15 protein-coding genes and 1 pseudogene are annotated in these 16,547 nt (G+C 69.0%); 2 read left to right on the top strand and 14 right to left on the bottom strand.

Features of this window, described 5'->3' with window-relative positions; genetic code table 11:
• Positions 1–23 precede the first annotated feature (23 nt).
• From AB0H76_RS07600 to AB0H76_RS07550, 11 genes are all read right to left on the bottom strand, one after another.
• Positions 24–878 carry a hypothetical protein gene (locus AB0H76_RS07600; RefSeq protein WP_357318778.1) on the bottom strand — a complete coding sequence of 285 codons (855 nt, stop codon included), beginning with the start codon at positions 876–878 and terminating at the stop codon, positions 24–26.
• Positions 872–1,696 carry a hypothetical protein gene (locus AB0H76_RS07595; protein ID WP_357318777.1) on the bottom strand — a complete coding sequence of 275 codons (825 nt, stop codon included), beginning with the start codon at positions 1,694–1,696 and terminating at the stop codon, positions 872–874. Before AB0H76_RS07595 ends, AB0H76_RS07600 begins: the two co-directional genes overlap by 7 nt.
• Positions 1,693–2,349, bottom strand: coding sequence for a hypothetical protein (locus AB0H76_RS07590; protein ID WP_357318776.1), 657 nt, complete (start codon positions 2,347–2,349; stop codon positions 1,693–1,695). Before AB0H76_RS07590 ends, AB0H76_RS07595 begins: the two co-directional genes overlap by 4 nt.
• Positions 2,346–2,612, bottom strand: a complete 267-nt coding sequence (locus tag AB0H76_RS07585) for a hypothetical protein (protein WP_357320500.1) — start codon at positions 2,610–2,612, stop codon at positions 2,346–2,348. The genes AB0H76_RS07590 and AB0H76_RS07585 overlap by 4 nt, the downstream gene beginning before the upstream one ends.
• Entirely contained in the window at positions 2,609–2,920 is a 312-nt protein-coding gene (locus AB0H76_RS07580) for a hypothetical protein (RefSeq protein ID WP_357318775.1), read from the bottom strand. Before AB0H76_RS07580 ends, AB0H76_RS07585 begins: the two co-directional genes overlap by 4 nt.
• Positions 2,921–2,960: 40 nt before the next feature.
• The gene (locus AB0H76_RS07575; protein ID WP_357318773.1) at positions 2,961–3,611 is read right to left on the bottom strand and encodes a hypothetical protein; all 651 of its coding nucleotides are present in this window, start codon (positions 3,609–3,611) and stop codon (positions 2,961–2,963) included.
• Entirely contained in the window at positions 3,608–4,426 is an 819-nt protein-coding gene (locus tag AB0H76_RS07570; protein WP_357318770.1) for a hypothetical protein, read from the bottom strand. The genes AB0H76_RS07575 and AB0H76_RS07570 overlap by 4 nt, the downstream gene beginning before the upstream one ends.
• Positions 4,427–4,535: 109 nt before the next feature.
• A complete protein-coding gene (locus tag AB0H76_RS07565; protein WP_357318767.1) occupies positions 4,536–5,444 on the bottom strand; it encodes a hypothetical protein in 909 nt (302 codons plus the stop codon).
• Between the two features lie 58 nt (positions 5,445–5,502).
• Positions 5,503–7,113 carry a cutinase family protein gene (locus tag AB0H76_RS07560; RefSeq protein WP_357318764.1) on the bottom strand — a complete coding sequence of 537 codons (1,611 nt, stop codon included), beginning with the start codon at positions 7,111–7,113 and terminating at the stop codon, positions 5,503–5,505.
• Positions 7,114–7,495: 382 nt separating this feature from the next.
• Positions 7,496–9,889 (bottom strand): RelA/SpoT family protein, encoded by a 2,394-nt coding sequence (locus AB0H76_RS07555; protein ID WP_357318761.1) that lies wholly within the window; start codon positions 9,887–9,889, stop codon positions 7,496–7,498.
• A gap of 297 nt (positions 9,890–10,186) precedes the next feature.
• Positions 10,187–10,810, bottom strand: coding sequence for an NUDIX hydrolase (locus AB0H76_RS07550; RefSeq protein ID WP_357318758.1), 624 nt, complete (start codon positions 10,808–10,810; stop codon positions 10,187–10,189).
• 123 nt (positions 10,811–10,933) lie between these two features.
• Here AB0H76_RS07550 and AB0H76_RS07545 point away from each other — a divergent pair, with 123 nt between their 5' ends.
• The gene (locus AB0H76_RS07545; protein ID WP_357318755.1) at positions 10,934–12,211 is read left to right on the top strand and encodes a family 1 glycosylhydrolase; all 1,278 of its coding nucleotides are present in this window, start codon (positions 10,934–10,936) and stop codon (positions 12,209–12,211) included.
• Between the two features lie 9 nt (positions 12,212–12,220).
• Here AB0H76_RS07545 and AB0H76_RS07540 read toward each other — a convergent pair.
• Positions 12,221–13,444: pseudogene (locus AB0H76_RS07540) on the bottom strand (adenylosuccinate synthetase); the annotation flags it as partial.
• 28 nt (positions 13,445–13,472) lie between these two features.
• Positions 13,473–14,414, bottom strand: coding sequence for a hypothetical protein (locus AB0H76_RS07535; protein ID WP_357318752.1), 942 nt, complete (start codon positions 14,412–14,414; stop codon positions 13,473–13,475).
• A gap of 77 nt (positions 14,415–14,491) precedes the next feature.
• On the opposite strand from AB0H76_RS07535, the gene AB0H76_RS07530 reads away from it, so the two are divergent.
• Positions 14,492–14,845, top strand: coding sequence for an MmcQ/YjbR family DNA-binding protein (locus AB0H76_RS07530; protein ID WP_357318750.1), 354 nt, complete (start codon positions 14,492–14,494; stop codon positions 14,843–14,845).
• Between the two features lie 40 nt (positions 14,846–14,885).
• Here the strand turns inward: AB0H76_RS07530 and AB0H76_RS07525 are convergent, their stop codons facing one another.
• The gene (locus AB0H76_RS07525; RefSeq protein ID WP_357318747.1) at positions 14,886–16,475 is read right to left on the bottom strand and encodes an ATP-binding cassette domain-containing protein; all 1,590 of its coding nucleotides are present in this window, start codon (positions 16,473–16,475) and stop codon (positions 14,886–14,888) included.
• Positions 16,476–16,547 lie beyond the last annotated feature (72 nt).

Genomic DNA, 16,547 nt, shown 5'->3' with positions numbered 1-16,547 from the left:
CGCTAGGATTGTCAGGAGCTTTTTCACCATGGCGTCCACCCCGTCAACGTCGTAATGGTTTCGGTTTGTGCTCTACCGTCCGGACCGGGCACCGACTTCAGTCGCCAATCGCCCTCGGCCCACACCACTGCCAAACGTGTTGCCACCCATCTGTTCCCGCCACCCTCGCCGGCTTGCGCGCGGGTCGCGATGCGCATGCTCGCCTGCTCGGGCGTGAAGCTCTCGATCTGGAAAGCGTCGGCGGCGACCAGCCATTTGGTGGCCGACTCCGGGAGCTGCTCCGGCACGCCGCCCGCGGCGAGACGGCGCTGGTAAGTCGTGAGCTCGTCCGGCGTCAGCACCATTTGACGCTCCCGCAGGACGCGGTCGGCCGGGCGGGCGTTGGCGCGGTACATGATCTGCGCGCCGGCCAGGATCGCGCCCTGCGGAGTGCGGCTGTAGCCGAGCGCGAGACCGTTCTCGATCCGGGCCGGGCCGTCGGAGGTGGAGAACGGCACCGAGACGCCGTAGACCCGCTGCCAGCCGCCCTCGCCCCGGGTGCCGGTCGGTGCGGCGGTGAGCCAGTCCGGGTCCGCGGACCTGCGCTGCTGCCCGGAATCCTGCGCCAGCGGCTGCCCTGCGGGGTTGTTCGGGATCTCGACGCGACGGCCGAAGACATCGACCGCCGCCCCGGCGAATCCGGTGGGCGCGTTCGCGGCGGAGGTGACCGGCCCGGTGCCCGACGACGCGTTCGTCGCCAGCTTCTGATCACCCTCGGCCGCACCGTCGCGCGTCGCCGTGACGGCGACACCCACCGCGACGAGCACGGCCACGGCTGCCGCCAGACCGAGCAGCGTCAGCCGGGAGCGTTGCGCCTTGGCGCGCGGGGAGCTCACCATTTGGTCCACCCCGCCAGCGATTCGATCAGCTCGGTCTGCGAACCGCTGGAGGTGGCCGGCTTGAGCCGCCAGTCCCCCGCGTCCCAGACCATCACCAGGCGCATGGCCGCCCAGGTCTGCGTGCCGTTGATGATCTGACCCCGCGAGGCCAGCCGCAGGATCGCCAGATCGTCCGCGTAGTTCTCGATCTTGAACGCGTCGGAGGCGACGAAGTACTTCGTCACCCGCTCCGGCTGCTGCTTGGGCAGCCGGTTCTCGTTCAGCGCCTTGTCGTAGGCCGCGATCTGCTGCGCGGAGACCCGCACCTGACGCACGTACAGGTCCCGATCGGCCGGACGCGCGTTGAGCCGGTAGGTGATCTGCGCGGCGGCCAGCGCGGCGCCCTGCGGGGTATGCGAATACCCCACGGCCAGACCGTCTTCGATGCGCGTGGGCCCGTCGGAGGTGGAGAACGGCACCGAGGCGCCGTACACCCGCTGCCAGCCCTGCGGCTGCGTGGTGCCGGCGGGCGCGCCGGTCAGCCAGTCCGGGTCGGCGGGGCGGCGCTGACTCGACGGATCCTGCGGCAGCGGCTGGCCCGCCGAATTGTTCGGGACGTCCACGCGCCGGCCGAAGAAGTCGGTCTCCGGATCGGTGAAGCCCTGCCCGATGGTCGCCGTCGCGGCCGACAGATCGGGGGTGGCGCCGTTGTCGTCCCGGGTCAGGACCATGACGGCGCCGACGAGCACGATGAGCGCGAGGACCGCGGCGGACGCGATCGCGCCGAAGGAGACCCGGTCACGCGGGTACGCCGCCGCCTCCTTCGCCTTCGCCATCATTCGGGTGCCTCCAACTTGACTATGTCGCTAGGTAATTCGCTGATCGCGTCGATGGGCCGCGCGGTCGAACCCGGATCGGGTAAGCGCAGCCGCCAGTCGTCGAGGAACCATTCGACGGTGGTGTGGTTCACCGCCTTGGAGCCGTCGGAGTATTCGGTGTAGATGTCCACCGCCGTCTGCCGGGTGGTGTAATCGTTGATCTTGTAGCCGAGCAGCCGCGGGGCGTACTCGGGCGCGGCCGGTCCGGTGATGGACAGCTGCACCCGGTTCACCGCCCACTCGTCGCGCGCGGGCCCCGGCACGACCTCCTTGGCGATGACCTTCGCCCACTGGTTGTCCGGGGCCACCGACATCCGCACGGTGTGCGTGATCGCGGCGACCGCGGCGCCGGCCGGGGACGCCGCGAAACCCGTCGCGGCGCCGTCGTCGGTCGACTTCGGGCCCTGATCGGTCTGCGGCAGTGCGACACCGTGGTAGCTCTGCCAGCGGACGCCGCTCGGTCCGGCGTCGATATCGGGTGGTGCGTCCTGGCTCGAACCACAGCCGACGGTCAGCGCGAGCACGGCGAGGCCGAGGATCCCGGCGGGCCGGTATAGGGCCCGCCGCCGGACGGCGTTGTCGGGCTGGGCGGGCTTCACCACCGTGTTTGTCATGTCGGTAGGAACGCCAATGCGATCCCCGACGCCGTGCTAGCGACCGTCGCTCCGATCAAGCTCATCAGGACGCCGTGGGTGGCGTCGTTGACCGCCATGTCACTGCGGAAGGCGATCCAGAGCCGGCCGGCCGAGAAGATCATCCAGGCCAGGCAGATCAGGAGCACGAACCACAGCAGCCAGTTCAAGAGCTGCATGAGAGGTTCCAGGACCTCCGAGGGCAGCTGTTTGTAGGCGAGCAGCACAGTATTCACCGCCCTCAGGTCCCGATTAGGGCGTTCATGATGGTGCCGGCGCTGGTCGCGATGACACCGCCGATCATGGCTCCGGCCACCATCTTCGGTGACTCCAGGCCGCCGCCGGTCCACTTCTCCCAGGCGAACTTGCCGCCCGCGTAGACGATCCCGCAGATGCCCGACAACAGCACGAACCAGGTGAGATAGCTGACCAGCTGGAGGAACTTCTCCGATCCGGGGGGTGCTTCCGGGGTCGGGTTACCGACCTGGGCCAGCACGGTGCCATACGTGTCTGTATCAAATACAGGTTGCACGGCGAGGAGTAACAAGCTCATCGGGTGCCTTTCTCGAAATACGAAGGTTCGGCGACCAGCCTCACGGCTCCTCCCCCTCTTCGAAAGCTGTACGGGCGTCGATCTTTTCACGAACCGTGGCGACAATATCGGCCCCGATTTCGCGGACTTCCAGCGGTACCTCCGCAAGCGGATCGATCTTGCGTTTCCGTTCCGGCAGCGGGTCACCGGGCGCCCAGACGGGCAGCGCGTCGGCTTCGACGAGGGTCCACTCCTCGTACCACGGGATCTGCCACATCGGCCCGGCCAGCGAGCCGACGACGTCACGATAGCGCCGGATCTCGACCGGCATCTTCCCAGGTCTGGCCGCGACCGTGATCAAGCCGAGCACCTCCGAGGGGCCGCCGAAACCGAAGTGGTGCTGGCGCAGCAGATCATGGGCGCGCGTCAGCCCGGCGATGGTCTCGCGGGCCACCAGCACCACGAACGGGGACTCCCGATCGAAGACGCCGGGCCAGCGCCGGCTGGCGTCGGCCGCGGGCGCGAGCACATGGGCCAGCGTGGTGGCGCCGGCGCCGCCGTGCACCCCCAGCAGCCACAGCAGCGGAGCGCGCCCGATACCGGGCACGGGACGATCCCAGACCGGAGCCCGGCGGGATTCCGGCGGGGCGATCACGCCCGCCGGCTGCGGAGAGTGCTTACGCATACCTAGTTTCGACATCGCGGCGGTCATGATGCCACCCCCGCGAGTAGGCGCCCATACGCTCGACGGGTGTCCGGAGCCAGCGCGGAATGCCGCACCAGCTCCCCGCGCGCGAGGTGCGGATCGTAGGGAATCTCGCGGATATCGCGGACCCAGCCGGACAAATGCTCGCGCAAATGATCGGCTATGCGGGAGTCCGCGCCCGGCAGCTGATGGGAGATGACGACGGTGGTGTCGCCCACGATGCCACCACCCTGTCCCTCGGTGGCGTCACCGTACTGGTCGTCCAGCCATTCCAGGGTGACGCGCAAGCGGTTGGCGGCGTCGGCGCGGGCCGGAATGGCAAGCACCAGAGCCACATCGGAATCGTCGAGCAGCGGGCGCAGTTGCCGTCCGGCAATCGGGCTGCCGCCGTCGTAGACACCGGTGAACCCGGCGTCGTCGATGGCTCGCGCCACCGTGAGGTAAGTCGCACGCCGGCGCAGCGGCGCCGCGTCGCGCCAGAGCAGGCCGATGCCCGAGGTCGCCAGGGACAGGCACTCCTTCACCGGCGCCGGTTCGTCGTTGCCGCGCCCGTAGAGCCAGGATTGCAGGCTGATCGGGTGCAGGTGCTCGTCGGCGCCGCGCAGGGCGATATCGCTGCCCGCGGCGGTCGCGTCGACCGCCACCGTCGGCGTGCCCGCCATGCCCAGCTCGCCCGCGATGCCGAGCGCCGTGGTGGTAGCCCCCGCGCCACCACAGCCGCCCACCACCAGAATCGGTCGCGGTGACCGCTGTGTCTCGAGTTCTTCCCCGGTGTCCGTCGCGCCGCCCCCGCCGCCCTGCTTGTTCCGCCGTAACCGCACTACCGGAGACTTCGGAGCCTTAGACCGCGGTTTACTCGGCGCGTCACCCGATTCGGGTGTGTCGTCGAGCCAGCGGCTCCAGTCGTCTCCCATCGTTCTCAGCTCTCCTTCATCCGGCCGCTATCCCCGTGATCAGGGTGCGGCCGCCGATCACCGCGGTGGTGACGGTCTGCTTGTTGTACGTCGCCGGAATCCCATCCGGCCGTTGCTCGGTGATCTCCACCGAATACCTGTTCTCGCCCAGCGTCACGATGCGCACACAGTGCGTCGTGCCGGACGGAATCGTGCCGATACCTTTCTGGATCACCTCGGCGGGTGAGACGGACGCGCCGGGCGCGACGACCTGGAGCGCTCGCTCGGCGTCGCGTTCCACGTAGTAGGCGTATTGGAAGGACAGGATCGCCTCCGGCCCGGAGCTGGTACCACCGGGCTCGGCGCTGCGCACCATGCCGTCGGCGCGTTCCACCGGACAGGCGGCGCCGGGGCCGGATTGCGCACTGCCCGCGGTGAATTGCATCGACTCGCGCGGGGAGCCCGCGCTGGTGTTGCCGCCGGACTTCAGCAGCCACACCGCGCCCGCGCCGGCCAGGGTGAGCAGCAGCACGGCCACCACCAGCACGGCGAGCACCCGGCCGCGGCGCGGCCCGGACTTGCGGGCGCGCACCGGGGTGGGATCGATGTCGTAGTCGTCGTCCTCGTCGTCGTCGGCCCAGGGGAACCGCACCAGATCGGCGTCGCGGCGGTAGGTGTCCGAGGCGGGCGCCTGCTCGCCGACCCAGTCCGACCAGCCACCGGTGAATTCGCTGCGCCGCGACGGCAGATCCGTGGGCACCTCGGCCCGCGCTCGCGCGACTTCCGGATCGTCCGGGTCGGGTTCGCGGATGTAATCGGGGTACTGGGCCGGCGCGTCCTGGTCGGCGGTGAACTCGTCTTCGCGCACCGATGCCGTGGCGGGTGTGCCGGTCTCCGGCTCCAGCGGCGGGAACCACCGTGACAGTTCTTTGTAGGACTTCAACATTTCCCCCTTCCCGCGGAGCCGGGCAACTGGTGTCGCATCGGTTCGGACCTCTCGGCGCTCAGTTCGTCAAGGACGGATAGACAATGCTGGGGGTGCCGGGTACCGCGGTGGGCGCTGGAGGCTGATCAAGATCAGTTGCGCCACTGGATGGGGCGCTCTTGGCTCCGTTCCCAAACGGAAATTCTCCCGTACCGGACGCGTTCGGCGTAGTCGACGCGCCGGTAGGCGGTACCGATAATCGAGGCGTCGGCGTGGTACTCACACTCAGCGGTACACCGCCGCTGCCGAGCTTTTCGTCCAGATCCCGGGCCACAGCCGCGAACCAGTCGGCCACGAACCGCACCGGCGCGTCGCCACTGGCGGTGACGGCCGCGGAATCGTAGGCGCCGTGCCGCTGCACGGTCTCCCAGTACTTCACCCAGGTGGTGACGTTCAGCAATTCGCTGTTGTCGGTGATGTTCTGGACGACGGCGGTGAAGGCCTGGGTGACCAGGCGCGAGATCGTGGTCGGCGGAATCAGTTCCGGGATGGCGCCGAGCAGCTTGGCGCCCAGCAGCGCCAGCCCGGCGACCGGGTTGGCCAGGCCCGCGGTGGCGAGTTCGGCGATGGTGGCCGGATTGATGACCGCCTTCACCACGGTGACGACCGCGTTCAGGCCGATCATGCCGACCTTCAGCAGGGCCTGGAAGGCGCTGTTGACCTCGATCGGGGTGCGCGGGTCCGAAGCGTCGGCAAGCCGCTCGGAGATCGACTTCTTCGGCGAGAGCGACAGGTTGGACAGCGAGTTGCCCGAGACGTCCTCGTTGACCACCTTCGACACCGTCTTGATCGAGGTGTAGGCCAGCGCCTGCGCGATCGAGACCAGGGAGGCGATCGGATCGCCGCCACTGACCTGGGCCTGGCCCGCGATGTTGGCCACCGCCTTCAGGATCGGCGCGCCGGTGGGCGCGTCACAGGACAGATCGCCCGCCGTGCAGAAGCTGGCCACCCGGCCGGTGAGCGCCGCGAAGTTCTTGGCCTGATCGCGTTCGGGGGCGATACCGCCGCCGGAGGCCGGGGTCTGGTTCAGCGCCGCGATGGCCGCGACCTCGGCGCCATCGGTGTCCGGCGCCGCGTCGGGGTTCGTCTTACCGGGCGAACCCGGGAACAGCGGCGCGCCCGGATTCCGGGTGGGATCGCCGAAAAGCGCTACGGCAGCGATCTTGTCGGGTGCGACCACGCCCTTGCCCTGCCCGACCTCCTGGGCGAACAGCGACGCCACGTGCGCGCCCTGGGAGTACCCGACGATGGCCAATCGGCTGCCGGGGCACCGATCCAGCACCGACCGGGCCATGCCGCGGAGCCGGTCCAGGCCGGCGGCGACCGACTGCGCGTAGGGCGTCACCCCGCCGGCGGTGAAACCGCCGAAGCTGGATTCGTAAGGGACATAAGCCCGGTCGACCAGACCCGCCTCGGGGGCCTTGGCCAGCATCGGGCGGAACACCGTGGACAGCATGCCGGTGTCGGTACTCGGGGCGGCGTCCGGCGAGGACTGGCCGGTGCCCTGAATCCCCAACGCGTACAGCGCCGGACAGGTGTCGATCGACAGATTCGTCGAGGGCGCGGGCTGTGCGGTGGCTACCGGGACCGCCTGGGCGAATGCCACAGCAACGGCGAGTGCACTGAGCACCCCCGCGATTCTTGCCGGGTAATTGGCCATAGCGATCCGCAATCAATCCGTATTGCCGCAGGTGAATCTTGACGCTCTCAAACGCATTCGACGGTAACAGATTCCGGCTATGACTGCCGCCATGGCGAAAAGTTTCCGCCGATCGGCGGGAGATGCTGCACACAGGACGGCGCGGCGCCGGAATGTATTCGACGATTTTCCGATCCCGAGATCGGTACCGCAACCCTCCGGCGAAGTGTGCGCGGACCCCGAATCCGGTGTGCTACCGGGCAACTGGGACCGCCGTGGTTCGCTTGTGGTGGGGAATCTACCCGCAACGCAACGAATTCATGCACGCGACACGCGCCGTACATCTTCCGGCCGTTCCGGTAAGCCGCCGAAACTAAGTGGCGGAAGTTACGCGGTAGACGTCATAGACGCCTTCCACATTGCGCACCACATTCAGCAAGTGCCCCAAATGTTTCGGATCGCCCATCTCGAAGGTGAACTTGCTGATCGCGACCCGGTCGCCGTGCGTGGCCACCGAGGCGGACAGGATGTTGACCTTCTCGTCGGCCAGCACCTTGGTCACATCCGAGAGCAGGCGGGTGCGATCGAGCGCTTCGATCTGAATCGCGACCAGGAACACCGAGGACGGGGACGGCGCCCACTCCACCTCGATGATGCGCTCGGACTGCTCGCGCAGCGAGCCGGCGTTGGTGCAGTCGGTGCGGTGCACGCTGACCGCGCCGCCGCGGGTCACGAAGCCCATGATCTCGTCGCCCGGCACCGGGGTGCAGCATTTGGCCAGCTTGGCGACCGTGCCTGTGGCGCCCGGGACGAGCACGCCCGCGTCACCGGTGACGCGCTGGCGGCTCGGGGTGCTGGACGGGGTGGAGCGTTCGGCGAGTTCGTTCTCCACGTCGCCGATGCCGCCGAGCTGTGCCATCAGCCGCTGCACGACGTGGTGCGCGGACACCTGGTGCTCGCCGACCGCGGTGTAGAGCGTGGAGATATCGGTGTAGTGCAGCTCGTGCGCGACCGCGGTCATCGCGTCCACGCTCATCAGGCGCTGCAACGGCAGCCCGACGCGGCGGACCTCCTTGGAGATCTGCTCCTTGCCGGACTCCAGGGCCTCCTCGCGGCGCTCCTTGGCGAACCACTGCCGGATCTTGGCCTTGGCGCGCGGGGAGACCACGAAGTTCTGCCAGTCCCGGCTCGGGCCGGCGTTCTGCGCCTTGGAGGTGAAAACCTCGATCACTTCACCGTTTTCGAGCTGGCGCTCCAGCGCGACCAGACGCCCGTTGACGCGGGCGCCGATGCACCGGTGCCCGACCTCGGTGTGCACGGCGTAGGCGAAGTCGACCGGAGTCGACTTCTGCGGCAACGTGATCACGTCACCCTTCGGGGTGAACACGAAGATCTCCGGCGACTTCAGGTCGAAGCGCAGCGACTCCAGGAACTCGGCCGGGTCGGCCGCTTCCCGCTGCCAGTCCAGCAGCTGGCGCATCCACGCCATGTCGTCGACTTCGGTCGAGTCGTTGGAGTGCTTGCCGCGGGTCTCCTTGTAGCGCCAGTGCGCGGCGATGCCGAACTCCGCGGTGCGGTGCATGTCCTGGGTGCGGATCTGCACCTCCAGCGGCTTGCCGTCCGGGCCCACCACGGTGGTGTGCAGCGACTGGTAGACGCCGTAGCGGGGCTGGGCGATGTAGTCCTTGAACCGGCCCGCCATCGGCTGCCACAGCGAGTGCACCACGCCGACCGCGGCGTAGCAGTCGCGCACCTCGTCGCAGAGGATGCGGATGCCGACCAGGTCGTGGATGTCGTCGAAGTCCTTACCCTTGACGATCATCTTCTGATAGATCGACCAGTAGTGCTTCGGACGGCCCTCGACGATCGCGGTGATCCGGGACGCCGCAAGGGTATTCACGATCTCGGCGCGCACCTTGGCCAGGTAGGTGTCGCGGGACGGGGCGCGGTCGGCGACCAGGCGCACGATCTCGTCGTACTTCTTCGGGTGCAGGATCGCGAACGCGAGGTCCTCGAGCTCCCACTTGACCGTGGCCATACCGAGCCGGTGCGCCAGCGGCGCGATGACTTCCAGCGTCTCCTTGGCCTTCTTGGCCTGCTTCTCCGGCGGCAGGAAGCGCATGGTGCGCATGTTGTGCAGCCGGTCGGCGACCTTGATGACCAGCACGCGCGGGTCCCGGGCCATCGCGATGATCATCTTGCGGATCGTCTCGGCCTCGGCGGCGGCGCCCAGGTTGACCTTGTCCAGCTTGGTGACGCCGTCGACCAGGTGCGCGACCTCCTGGCCGAACTCGCTGGTCAGCTGCTCGAGCGAATAGCCGGTGTCCTCCACGGTGTCGTGCAGCAGCGCCGCGACGAGCGTGGTGGTGTCCATGCCGAGCTCGGCGAGGATGTTGGCGACCGCGAGCGGATGGGTGATGTACGGATCGCCGGACTTGCGGAACTGGTGCGCGTGCCGCTCGTCGGCCACGTCGAAGGCCCGCTGCAACAGCGTGAGGTTCGCCTTGGGGTACAGCTCCCGGTGCACGGAGGCCAGCGGCTCCAGCACCGGTTTGACCGCGGCGATGCCGCGCTGACCGGTCATCCGGCGCGCCAGGCGCGCCCGGACTCTGCGCGAGGCGGAGGTGGGCACGTTGGCGGTGGCGCCGCGGACGGGCGGTTCTTCTTCCGGTTTGGTGACGGGCACATCGGCCGGGGTGGGGGCACCGTTCGCCTCCGGAGACGATGCCGATTGCCCGACATTCGCCTCGCCCAAGTGTTGAGCCATGCCACCACCTCCTGAGACCATTGGCACGATCGGAGCCCTGCGTGGTTACGCAGGCTGCCGCCTCCGGGCCTGACCTCTCGTGCCGGGCCTCGATCGCAACACCCTATCCGACCGCTGCAACCGCCCAGATCACCACTTTAGTCCGGGTGCCGGACCAGCGACCGATTGGTGAATCCCGTCTTGGTCTCGGGCTCGAATCCGGTCGTCACCATTGTCCGGTTATGGCTGGCCGGGGCGGGGGCCGCCGGTGTTGCCGTCGGCCGAGATCCGCACCCGCGTCCGGCCGTGTCCGGGGCGTCAGTCCGGGGTGAAGGCCCAGACGGCGGCGGGGCGGCCGGTGGCCTTGGTGCGGCGGCGCTCGGTGGTGCGGGTGAGGCCGGGAATGGCGGCCAGGGTGCGGTTGAGGTTGGCGGGGTCGGGGCGGGCGCCGAGCAGGGTGGTGGCGAGGTCGACGGCCCGGGTGGCCGGGAACTCGGCGCCGGTGAGCGCGCGGGTGAAGGCCAGGTCCTTCCACAGCAGGCGGGCCAGGTGGCCGCGGGCCACCTCGAGGATGGCGTTGTGGTCGAAGGCGAGCGGGGGCATGTCGTCGAACGGCGTCCACTGCGCGGGACCCTCGTGCACGCCGACGACCGCCCACATGGCGATGGACAGGGTCGGGCCGCGCGGGTCGCGATTGGGTTCGTCGAAGGTGACGAGCTGACCGACGGCGCCGATCGCCGCCTCGGGCACGCCGAGTTTGGTGTGCACCGCGCGCCGGGCCGCGACCGCCAGCCGTTCACCGCGCCCCAGCAGGACGCCGGGCAGCGCGAGTTCGCCGGTGAACGGCTCGAGTTCGCGCGGCGCGATGCCGACGCTGACCGCGCTGTCGGATTCCCAGAAGCGGAGAGCCACCACATCGACCGAGACCACCGATTGCTCCACGGCGCACCATCCTGCCGCGCCCCCGCCGCGCCCGGCCCGCCGGGGGCGCGCTGATCGACGGCGAGGACCGCACACTCGCCCGGGTGCGGCAGACCAGCGAATACTCGGCTACCTTCGCGGATGATGCGTATCCGGGCTCGGCATGCCGCGGCCGCCCTCGCGGCCTCGCTGGTCGCGCTACTGGTGCCCGCGGCGGCCCCGGCGGCGAGTGTCGTCACGCTCGGACCGGGCTTCCTGTGGGGCGTGGCGGTGTCCGGCTTCCAGGCCGAAGGCCATGCGCCGGACAGCAATTGGCTGCGCTACATCGAGCAGAACCCCGAGTTCGACGCCTACGGCGACGCCGTCGACTTCTACCACCGCTACCCCGAGGACATCCGGCTCGCCGCGGACCTCGGCGTCAACGTGTTCCGGGTCGGGATCGAATGGGCGCGACTGCAACCCGACGGCCCCGCCACCTGGGATCCCGCGGCGTTCCGCTTCTACGACGCGGTGATCGCCGAGATCACCCGGGCGGGCATGCGCCCGATGCTCACCCTGGACCACTGGGTGTACCCCGGCTGGGCCTATGACCGCGGCGGCTGGGACCACCCGGAGATGGTCGGCGACTGGCTGGCGAACATGCGCAGAGTGGTCGACCGCTACGCCGTGCTGAACCCGCTGTGGGTCACCATCAACGAGCCGGTCGCCTACATCAGCCACGAGGTGAACCTGCGCGGCACCGACCGGCAGGTCATGGAGGAGCGCGTCGCCGAGGCGCACAACGCGATCTACGACCACATCCACAGCGTGCGCGCCGACGCGATGGTGACCAGCAACGTCGGCTACGTCGCCGGCAACGACCTGCAGATCAACGGATCGGTCCTGGCCGATATCGGCCCCCGCCTCGACTACATCGGCTTCGACTACTACTACGCCTTCGAACCCCCGAAACCCGACCCCTCCGAACTCTGGGAACTCCCCGTCCGCCCCGAGGGCCTCTACTTCGCCCTGCGCCGCTACGCCCGCCTGTTCCCCGGCAAACCGCTGTTCGTCGTGGAGAACGGCATCACCACCGAGAACCACGAGCCCCGGCGCGAGGGCTACACCCGCGGCAACCATCTCCGCGACTCCATCTACTGGCTACAGCGCGCCGCCGCCGACGGCATGAACATCATCGGCTACAACTACTGGAGCCTCACCGACAACTACGAATGGGGCAGCTACACCCCACGTTTCGGCCTCTACACCGTCGACGCCCGCCAGGGCGACCTGACCCGCGTCCCCACCGAGGCCGCCGCGGCCTACGCCGCGATCATCGAGGACGGCGGCGTCCGCCCCGGGCATCGCACCGCCCGTCCACCCGCCGACTGCGACCTCGTCGACCCACCCAACAGCTGCGCCGATCCCATCGCCTTTCCCTGACCCGTCGGCTCGCCGGTCGGCACGGCCCGGTCCGTCGGAGGTCAGCACCACCGGGACGCCGAGCCGTGTTGCCAGCCAGTCGATTCGGTTCGACGGCGGCGTACTGAGCAGCGGGTCGGCGCTGGCGAGCAGGTCGGTCAGCCGCTGCTGGTGCGCGAGGTCTTGCCATCGACCCAGCGGCAGGTCGCGCAGCACACCGGCCGGGGTGTCGTAACCGTCCGCGGCAAAGGCTGTTTCGACGTCCAGATGCGTGACCGCCAGGCCATCGATACCGCCGGAGACGGCGATGGCGTAGCGGAGCAGCGCGAGGTCGAGGTGGCCACGGCGGAAGGCGCCCTGGTACGGGCCGTAGGTGTTGTGCGGTTCGGCGAGGTCGAGGGCGGGGTCCTCGGTGGGGAGCGGGCCCGCGCCGTGGCGGGTCATGTAGGTGCGGGTGACGCCCAGGGTGTACGCGGACGAGCCGATCGCCGCGAGCATGGCGCGGGCGTTGCGCGGTTCCACCGTGGACCAGGTGGTGTGCGGGTGGAAGCCGCGCCACTCGTCGAGCAGAATCCCCTGCGCCCCTTCGAAGATCAGCCGGCCACGCCGGGCGAGGCGGGCCAGTTCCCCGCCGTCCACGACGCGGACGGCGGCGGCGAATTCGCCGTACATCGCGACGAGGTCGGCGATCGGCTCGTACCGGTGCGCGCTCGGCGCGATCAGCGGGCCGTAGTGCGCGGCCAGCAGGTCGAGCTTCTGGCGCAGCACCCGGGGGCGCAGGCAGTCGCCCACCGTCGGCGCGTCGTATTCCAGTGCGTACGCCGCGGTTTCACCGATGCCGCGCCCACACGAACCGTGCCGCGAGGAACCCCTCGCGTCCTCGCGCGCACGGTTCGCCGCGATGTGGATCGGAGTGGTGAGCAGCGCCCGCCCGTCGATGCGCAGCAGCGACAACGGATCCGGCACCCCGAGCGCCGACAGTTGCCGGGCCTCCCCCGCCAGTGCGATCGGCTCCACCAGCACGTGCCGCGACAACAGGGTGGGCACGCCCGAGAACGTCCCCGCCCCGAACTGCGCGAACGTGTGGTGCCTGCCGTCCGCGATCACGTTGTGCGCGGCCTGCGCTCCCCCGTTGAATCGCACCACCGCCGCCACCCCGAGCCCCGCCCGCGGCGAGCACAACCAATCGACGGTCGCGCCTTTGCCGGCGTCCCCGAACCCCAGATCCACCACGATGATGTGCTCGCCGCGCATCGTTCACCCTTCCTTCGGCACCATCCGGTCAGCGCGAGCCGGGCGGCAGCGCGCGGGGGCCGGTGCGGTTCAAGGCTTTTCCGACGGCCGCGACTTCGGCGGCCGAGCCGAGGTCGGCGAGATCGGTCAGGCCCGTGTCGAGGTCGACGCGGTCCTCCTCCAGCCCGATGGTCAGGGCGATGAGTTCGCAGACCGCGGCCGGATCGTCGAGCTTCATGAAGTTCTGGCCGAGCAGTTCGGTCCAGTGCTGCGCGATCTCGGGATCGTTGTAGTAGCTCGACTGGTTGGGCAGGATGTAGTACACGTGCCAGCGCTCGGCGAGCTGCCGGTAGATCGATTCGACCGAGACATCCTTGCGCACATGGTCACCCACGATCGCCCGGATGTGCCGCGACGCGAGCTTGCGCTTGTTCAGTTCGTCGCCGATCAGGAAGAGGTAGCCGCGCTTGCGGCGCTGCTCCCAGGCGTCGGTGGCGATATGGGTGGCCATGAAATAGGCGGCCAGTTCGTAGCTTTCGGATTTCTGTCCGCCACCGCCGCCTTCGAGCAGGATGTTGCGCAGCTGCTCGTCCATCCGGTTGTCGGACTCGAATTGGCCGACCTGCAACGGAACCCGGTCGGTGTCGGCGTCGCCGATCGCGCCGAACAGGATCTGCGGATCGTCGGCGTAGCCCTTGCGCTGGAGCAGGCCGTGCAGCTTGCCGAGCTTGCGCTGCATGATGATCGGCACCTGCCCCATCGAACCGGTGACGTCGAAGAGCACCGCGATGGGCAGCGAGTTGCCGTGGTCGGCGGAGTCGCGGCATTCGCGCAGGCCGACGCCGAGCGGATCCAGCGACGGGTGCGCCTGCCAGGTGTCGTAGGGCTTGCCGCGCATCTCCGCGGTGTAGCCGAAGTCGTCGAGCCCCCGGCTGGCACGGTAGGTCTTGGCGGCGCGATATGCGGTGTCGTCCCAGTGTCCGTATCCCATGGTGATCAGTCCTCCCGTTCGATCTGTTTTAGTTTATGCGACTAAAACAATTCTCGTCAAGGATTTAGACTGCGAGGGTGGACCAGTTGACCCAGATCCGGGCGATCTGCCTGGCGTTGCCGGAGAGCACCGAGCGGCTCAGCCACGGCTGCCCGACCTTCTTCGTGCGCGGCAAGACCGTCTTCACCACGTTCACCGAGGATGCCTACGACGAACCCGGCCACACCCTGTGGTGCCCCGCCCCCACCGGCGTTCAAGAAGAACTCATCGACGCCGAGCCGGAGCGTTTCTTCCGGCCCCCGTACGTCGGCCATCGCGGCTGGCTCGGCGTGCGCCTCACCGTCGACCCGGACTGGACCGAGATCACCGCGATCATCCGCGACGCCTACCGCCAGGTGGCCCCGAAAAAGCTAGTAGCGCAACTCGATTGATGAAATCCCCGCACGCCCTGGCGTGCGGGGATTTCGGACCTCATCGGACCAGGGTCTCGACGAGCCCGTCCGGGGTGAGCTCCACCCGGCGGGTGACACCGATATCGTCGAGAAAGCGCGGGTCGTGGCTGACCACGATCAGCGCGCCCTCGAAGCCGGCCAGGGCCTGCGTGAGGTGTTGCAGGCTGGGCAGATCCAGATTATTGGTCGGCTCGTCCAGCAGGAGCAGTTTCGGCGCGGGGTCGGCCAGTAGCAGCATGGCCAGCGCCGCCCGCAACCGTTCGCCGCCGGACAGCGCGCTCGCCGCCACGTCGGCGTCGGCGCCGCGGAACAGGAACCGCGCCAACTGCGCCCGGATCTGCTGCGGCAGGGCATGCGGTGCCGCCCGCGCCACGTTCTCGAACACCGACACCTCCTCGTCGAAGATGTCCAGGCGCTGCGGCAGCATGCGCCACGGCACCTTCGGGCCCAGCTCCGAGATCTGGTGCAGCAGTGTCGTTTTGCCGACCCCGTTGCGACCGGTCAGGGCGATGCGCTCCGGGCCGTTCACCGTCAGGGTGACCGTCGGGCCGCACGCCAGCCGCAGCTCTTCCAGCTCGATGACGTCCTGCCCCGGATAGAGCCGGGTGTCGGGGAGCTCGATCCGGACCTCCTTGTCCGCACGCAGTAGTTCCTCGGCCTGGTCCAGCGACTGTTTCGCGTCCTCCAGTTTCTCCAGGTGGTTGTTGCGCAGCTTCCCGGCCGACACCTGGGCCTGCCGTTTGCGCTCGTTCATGATGATCTTCGGCTCGCGCTTCTGATCCCACATCTTCTGGCCGTAGCGCTTACGGCGGTCCAATTTGACGCGGGCCTCGACGAGCTCCTGTGCCTGCTTGCGGACATCGCTGCGCGCGTCCCGGATGGCGGCGCGCGCCACCGCCTGCTCGGCCTCGACGATCCGTTCGTACTCGGTGAAATTGCCGCCGAACAACCGCAATTCGCCCTGCCGGAGCTCGGCGATGGTGTCCATCCGGTCCAGCAGTTCACGGTCGTGACTGACCGTGAGCACCGTGCCGGCGAACTGGGCGATCACCTCGTAGAGCCGCTCGCGAGCGCGGGCGTCCAGGTTGTTGGTCGGCTCGTCCAGCAGCAGCACCTCCGGTTCGGTGAGCAGCTGCGCCACCAGCCCGAGCAGCACCGTCTCGCCGCCGGACAGGGTGTCCAGCGTGCGATCGAGCTGCGCGGCCGAATCGGCGAGGTAGTGCAGGCCGAGCCGGCCCAGCAGCGCGACGGCGCGCTCCTCGACATCCCAGGCCGCGCCCACCGTCTCGAAGTCGGACTCGTCGCCGGATCCGGATTCGATGCGGTGCAACGCGTTCCGGATGCCGTCGATGCCGAGCACGGCATCCACACGCTGCCCCTCGGCCAAGCCGAGATCCTGCCGCAGATAGCCGAGTTGCCCGGAGACGGTGACGGAGCCGCGCTGCGGGACGAGTTCACCGGTGATCAGCCGCAGCAGCGTGGATTTCCCCGCGCCATTACTGCCGACGAGGCCGATATGCCCGGTCCCGAGCACCGCGGCGAGCCCCTCGAAGACCGGGGTGCCGTCAGGCCAGAGGAAAGTGAGATCGGAAATAGACAAGAAAGACATGCGTCCTCCTGAGGTTGCGACGGTATCGCGGCGCGCAACGTGCGGGCCGCCCGAAAGCGCATCCTCAGAACT

The organism is Nocardia sp. NPDC050712, from assembly GCF_040654295.1.
Lineage (GTDB): Bacteria > Actinomycetota > Actinomycetes > Mycobacteriales > Mycobacteriaceae > Nocardia.
This window is presented reverse-complemented; position numbering and strand designations above follow the sequence as displayed.

What these genes read in the sequence shown, in the direction of transcription:
- AB0H76_RS07575 (WP_357318773.1), bottom strand. Translation starts at nt 3,611, where the DNA reads ATGACCGCCGCGATGTCGAAACTAGGTATGCGTAAGCACTCTCCGCAG.
- AB0H76_RS07590 (WP_357318776.1), bottom strand. Translation starts at nt 2,349, where the DNA reads ATGACAAACACGGTGGTGAAGCCCGCCCAGCCCGACAACGCCGTCCGG.
- AB0H76_RS07600 (WP_357318778.1), bottom strand. Translation starts at nt 878, where the DNA reads ATGGTGAGCTCCCCGCGCGCCAAGGCGCAACGCTCCCGGCTGACGCTG.
- AB0H76_RS07595 (WP_357318777.1), bottom strand. Translation starts at nt 1,696, where the DNA reads ATGATGGCGAAGGCGAAGGAGGCGGCGGCGTACCCGCGTGACCGGGTC.
- AB0H76_RS07545 (WP_357318755.1), top strand. Translation starts at nt 10,934, where the DNA reads ATGCGTATCCGGGCTCGGCATGCCGCGGCCGCCCTCGCGGCCTCGCTG.
- AB0H76_RS07525 (WP_357318747.1), bottom strand. Translation starts at nt 16,475, where the DNA reads ATGTCTTTCTTGTCTATTTCCGATCTCACTTTCCTCTGGCCTGACGGC.
- AB0H76_RS07555 (WP_357318761.1), bottom strand. Translation starts at nt 9,889, where the DNA reads ATGGCTCAACACTTGGGCGAGGCGAATGTCGGGCAATCGGCATCGTCT.
- AB0H76_RS07580 (WP_357318775.1), bottom strand. Translation starts at nt 2,920, where the DNA reads ATGAGCTTGTTACTCCTCGCCGTGCAACCTGTATTTGATACAGACACG.
- AB0H76_RS07535 (WP_357318752.1), bottom strand. Translation starts at nt 14,414, where the DNA reads ATGGGATACGGACACTGGGACGACACCGCATATCGCGCCGCCAAGACC.
- AB0H76_RS07565 (WP_357318767.1), bottom strand. Translation starts at nt 5,444, where the DNA reads ATGTTGAAGTCCTACAAAGAACTGTCACGGTGGTTCCCGCCGCTGGAG.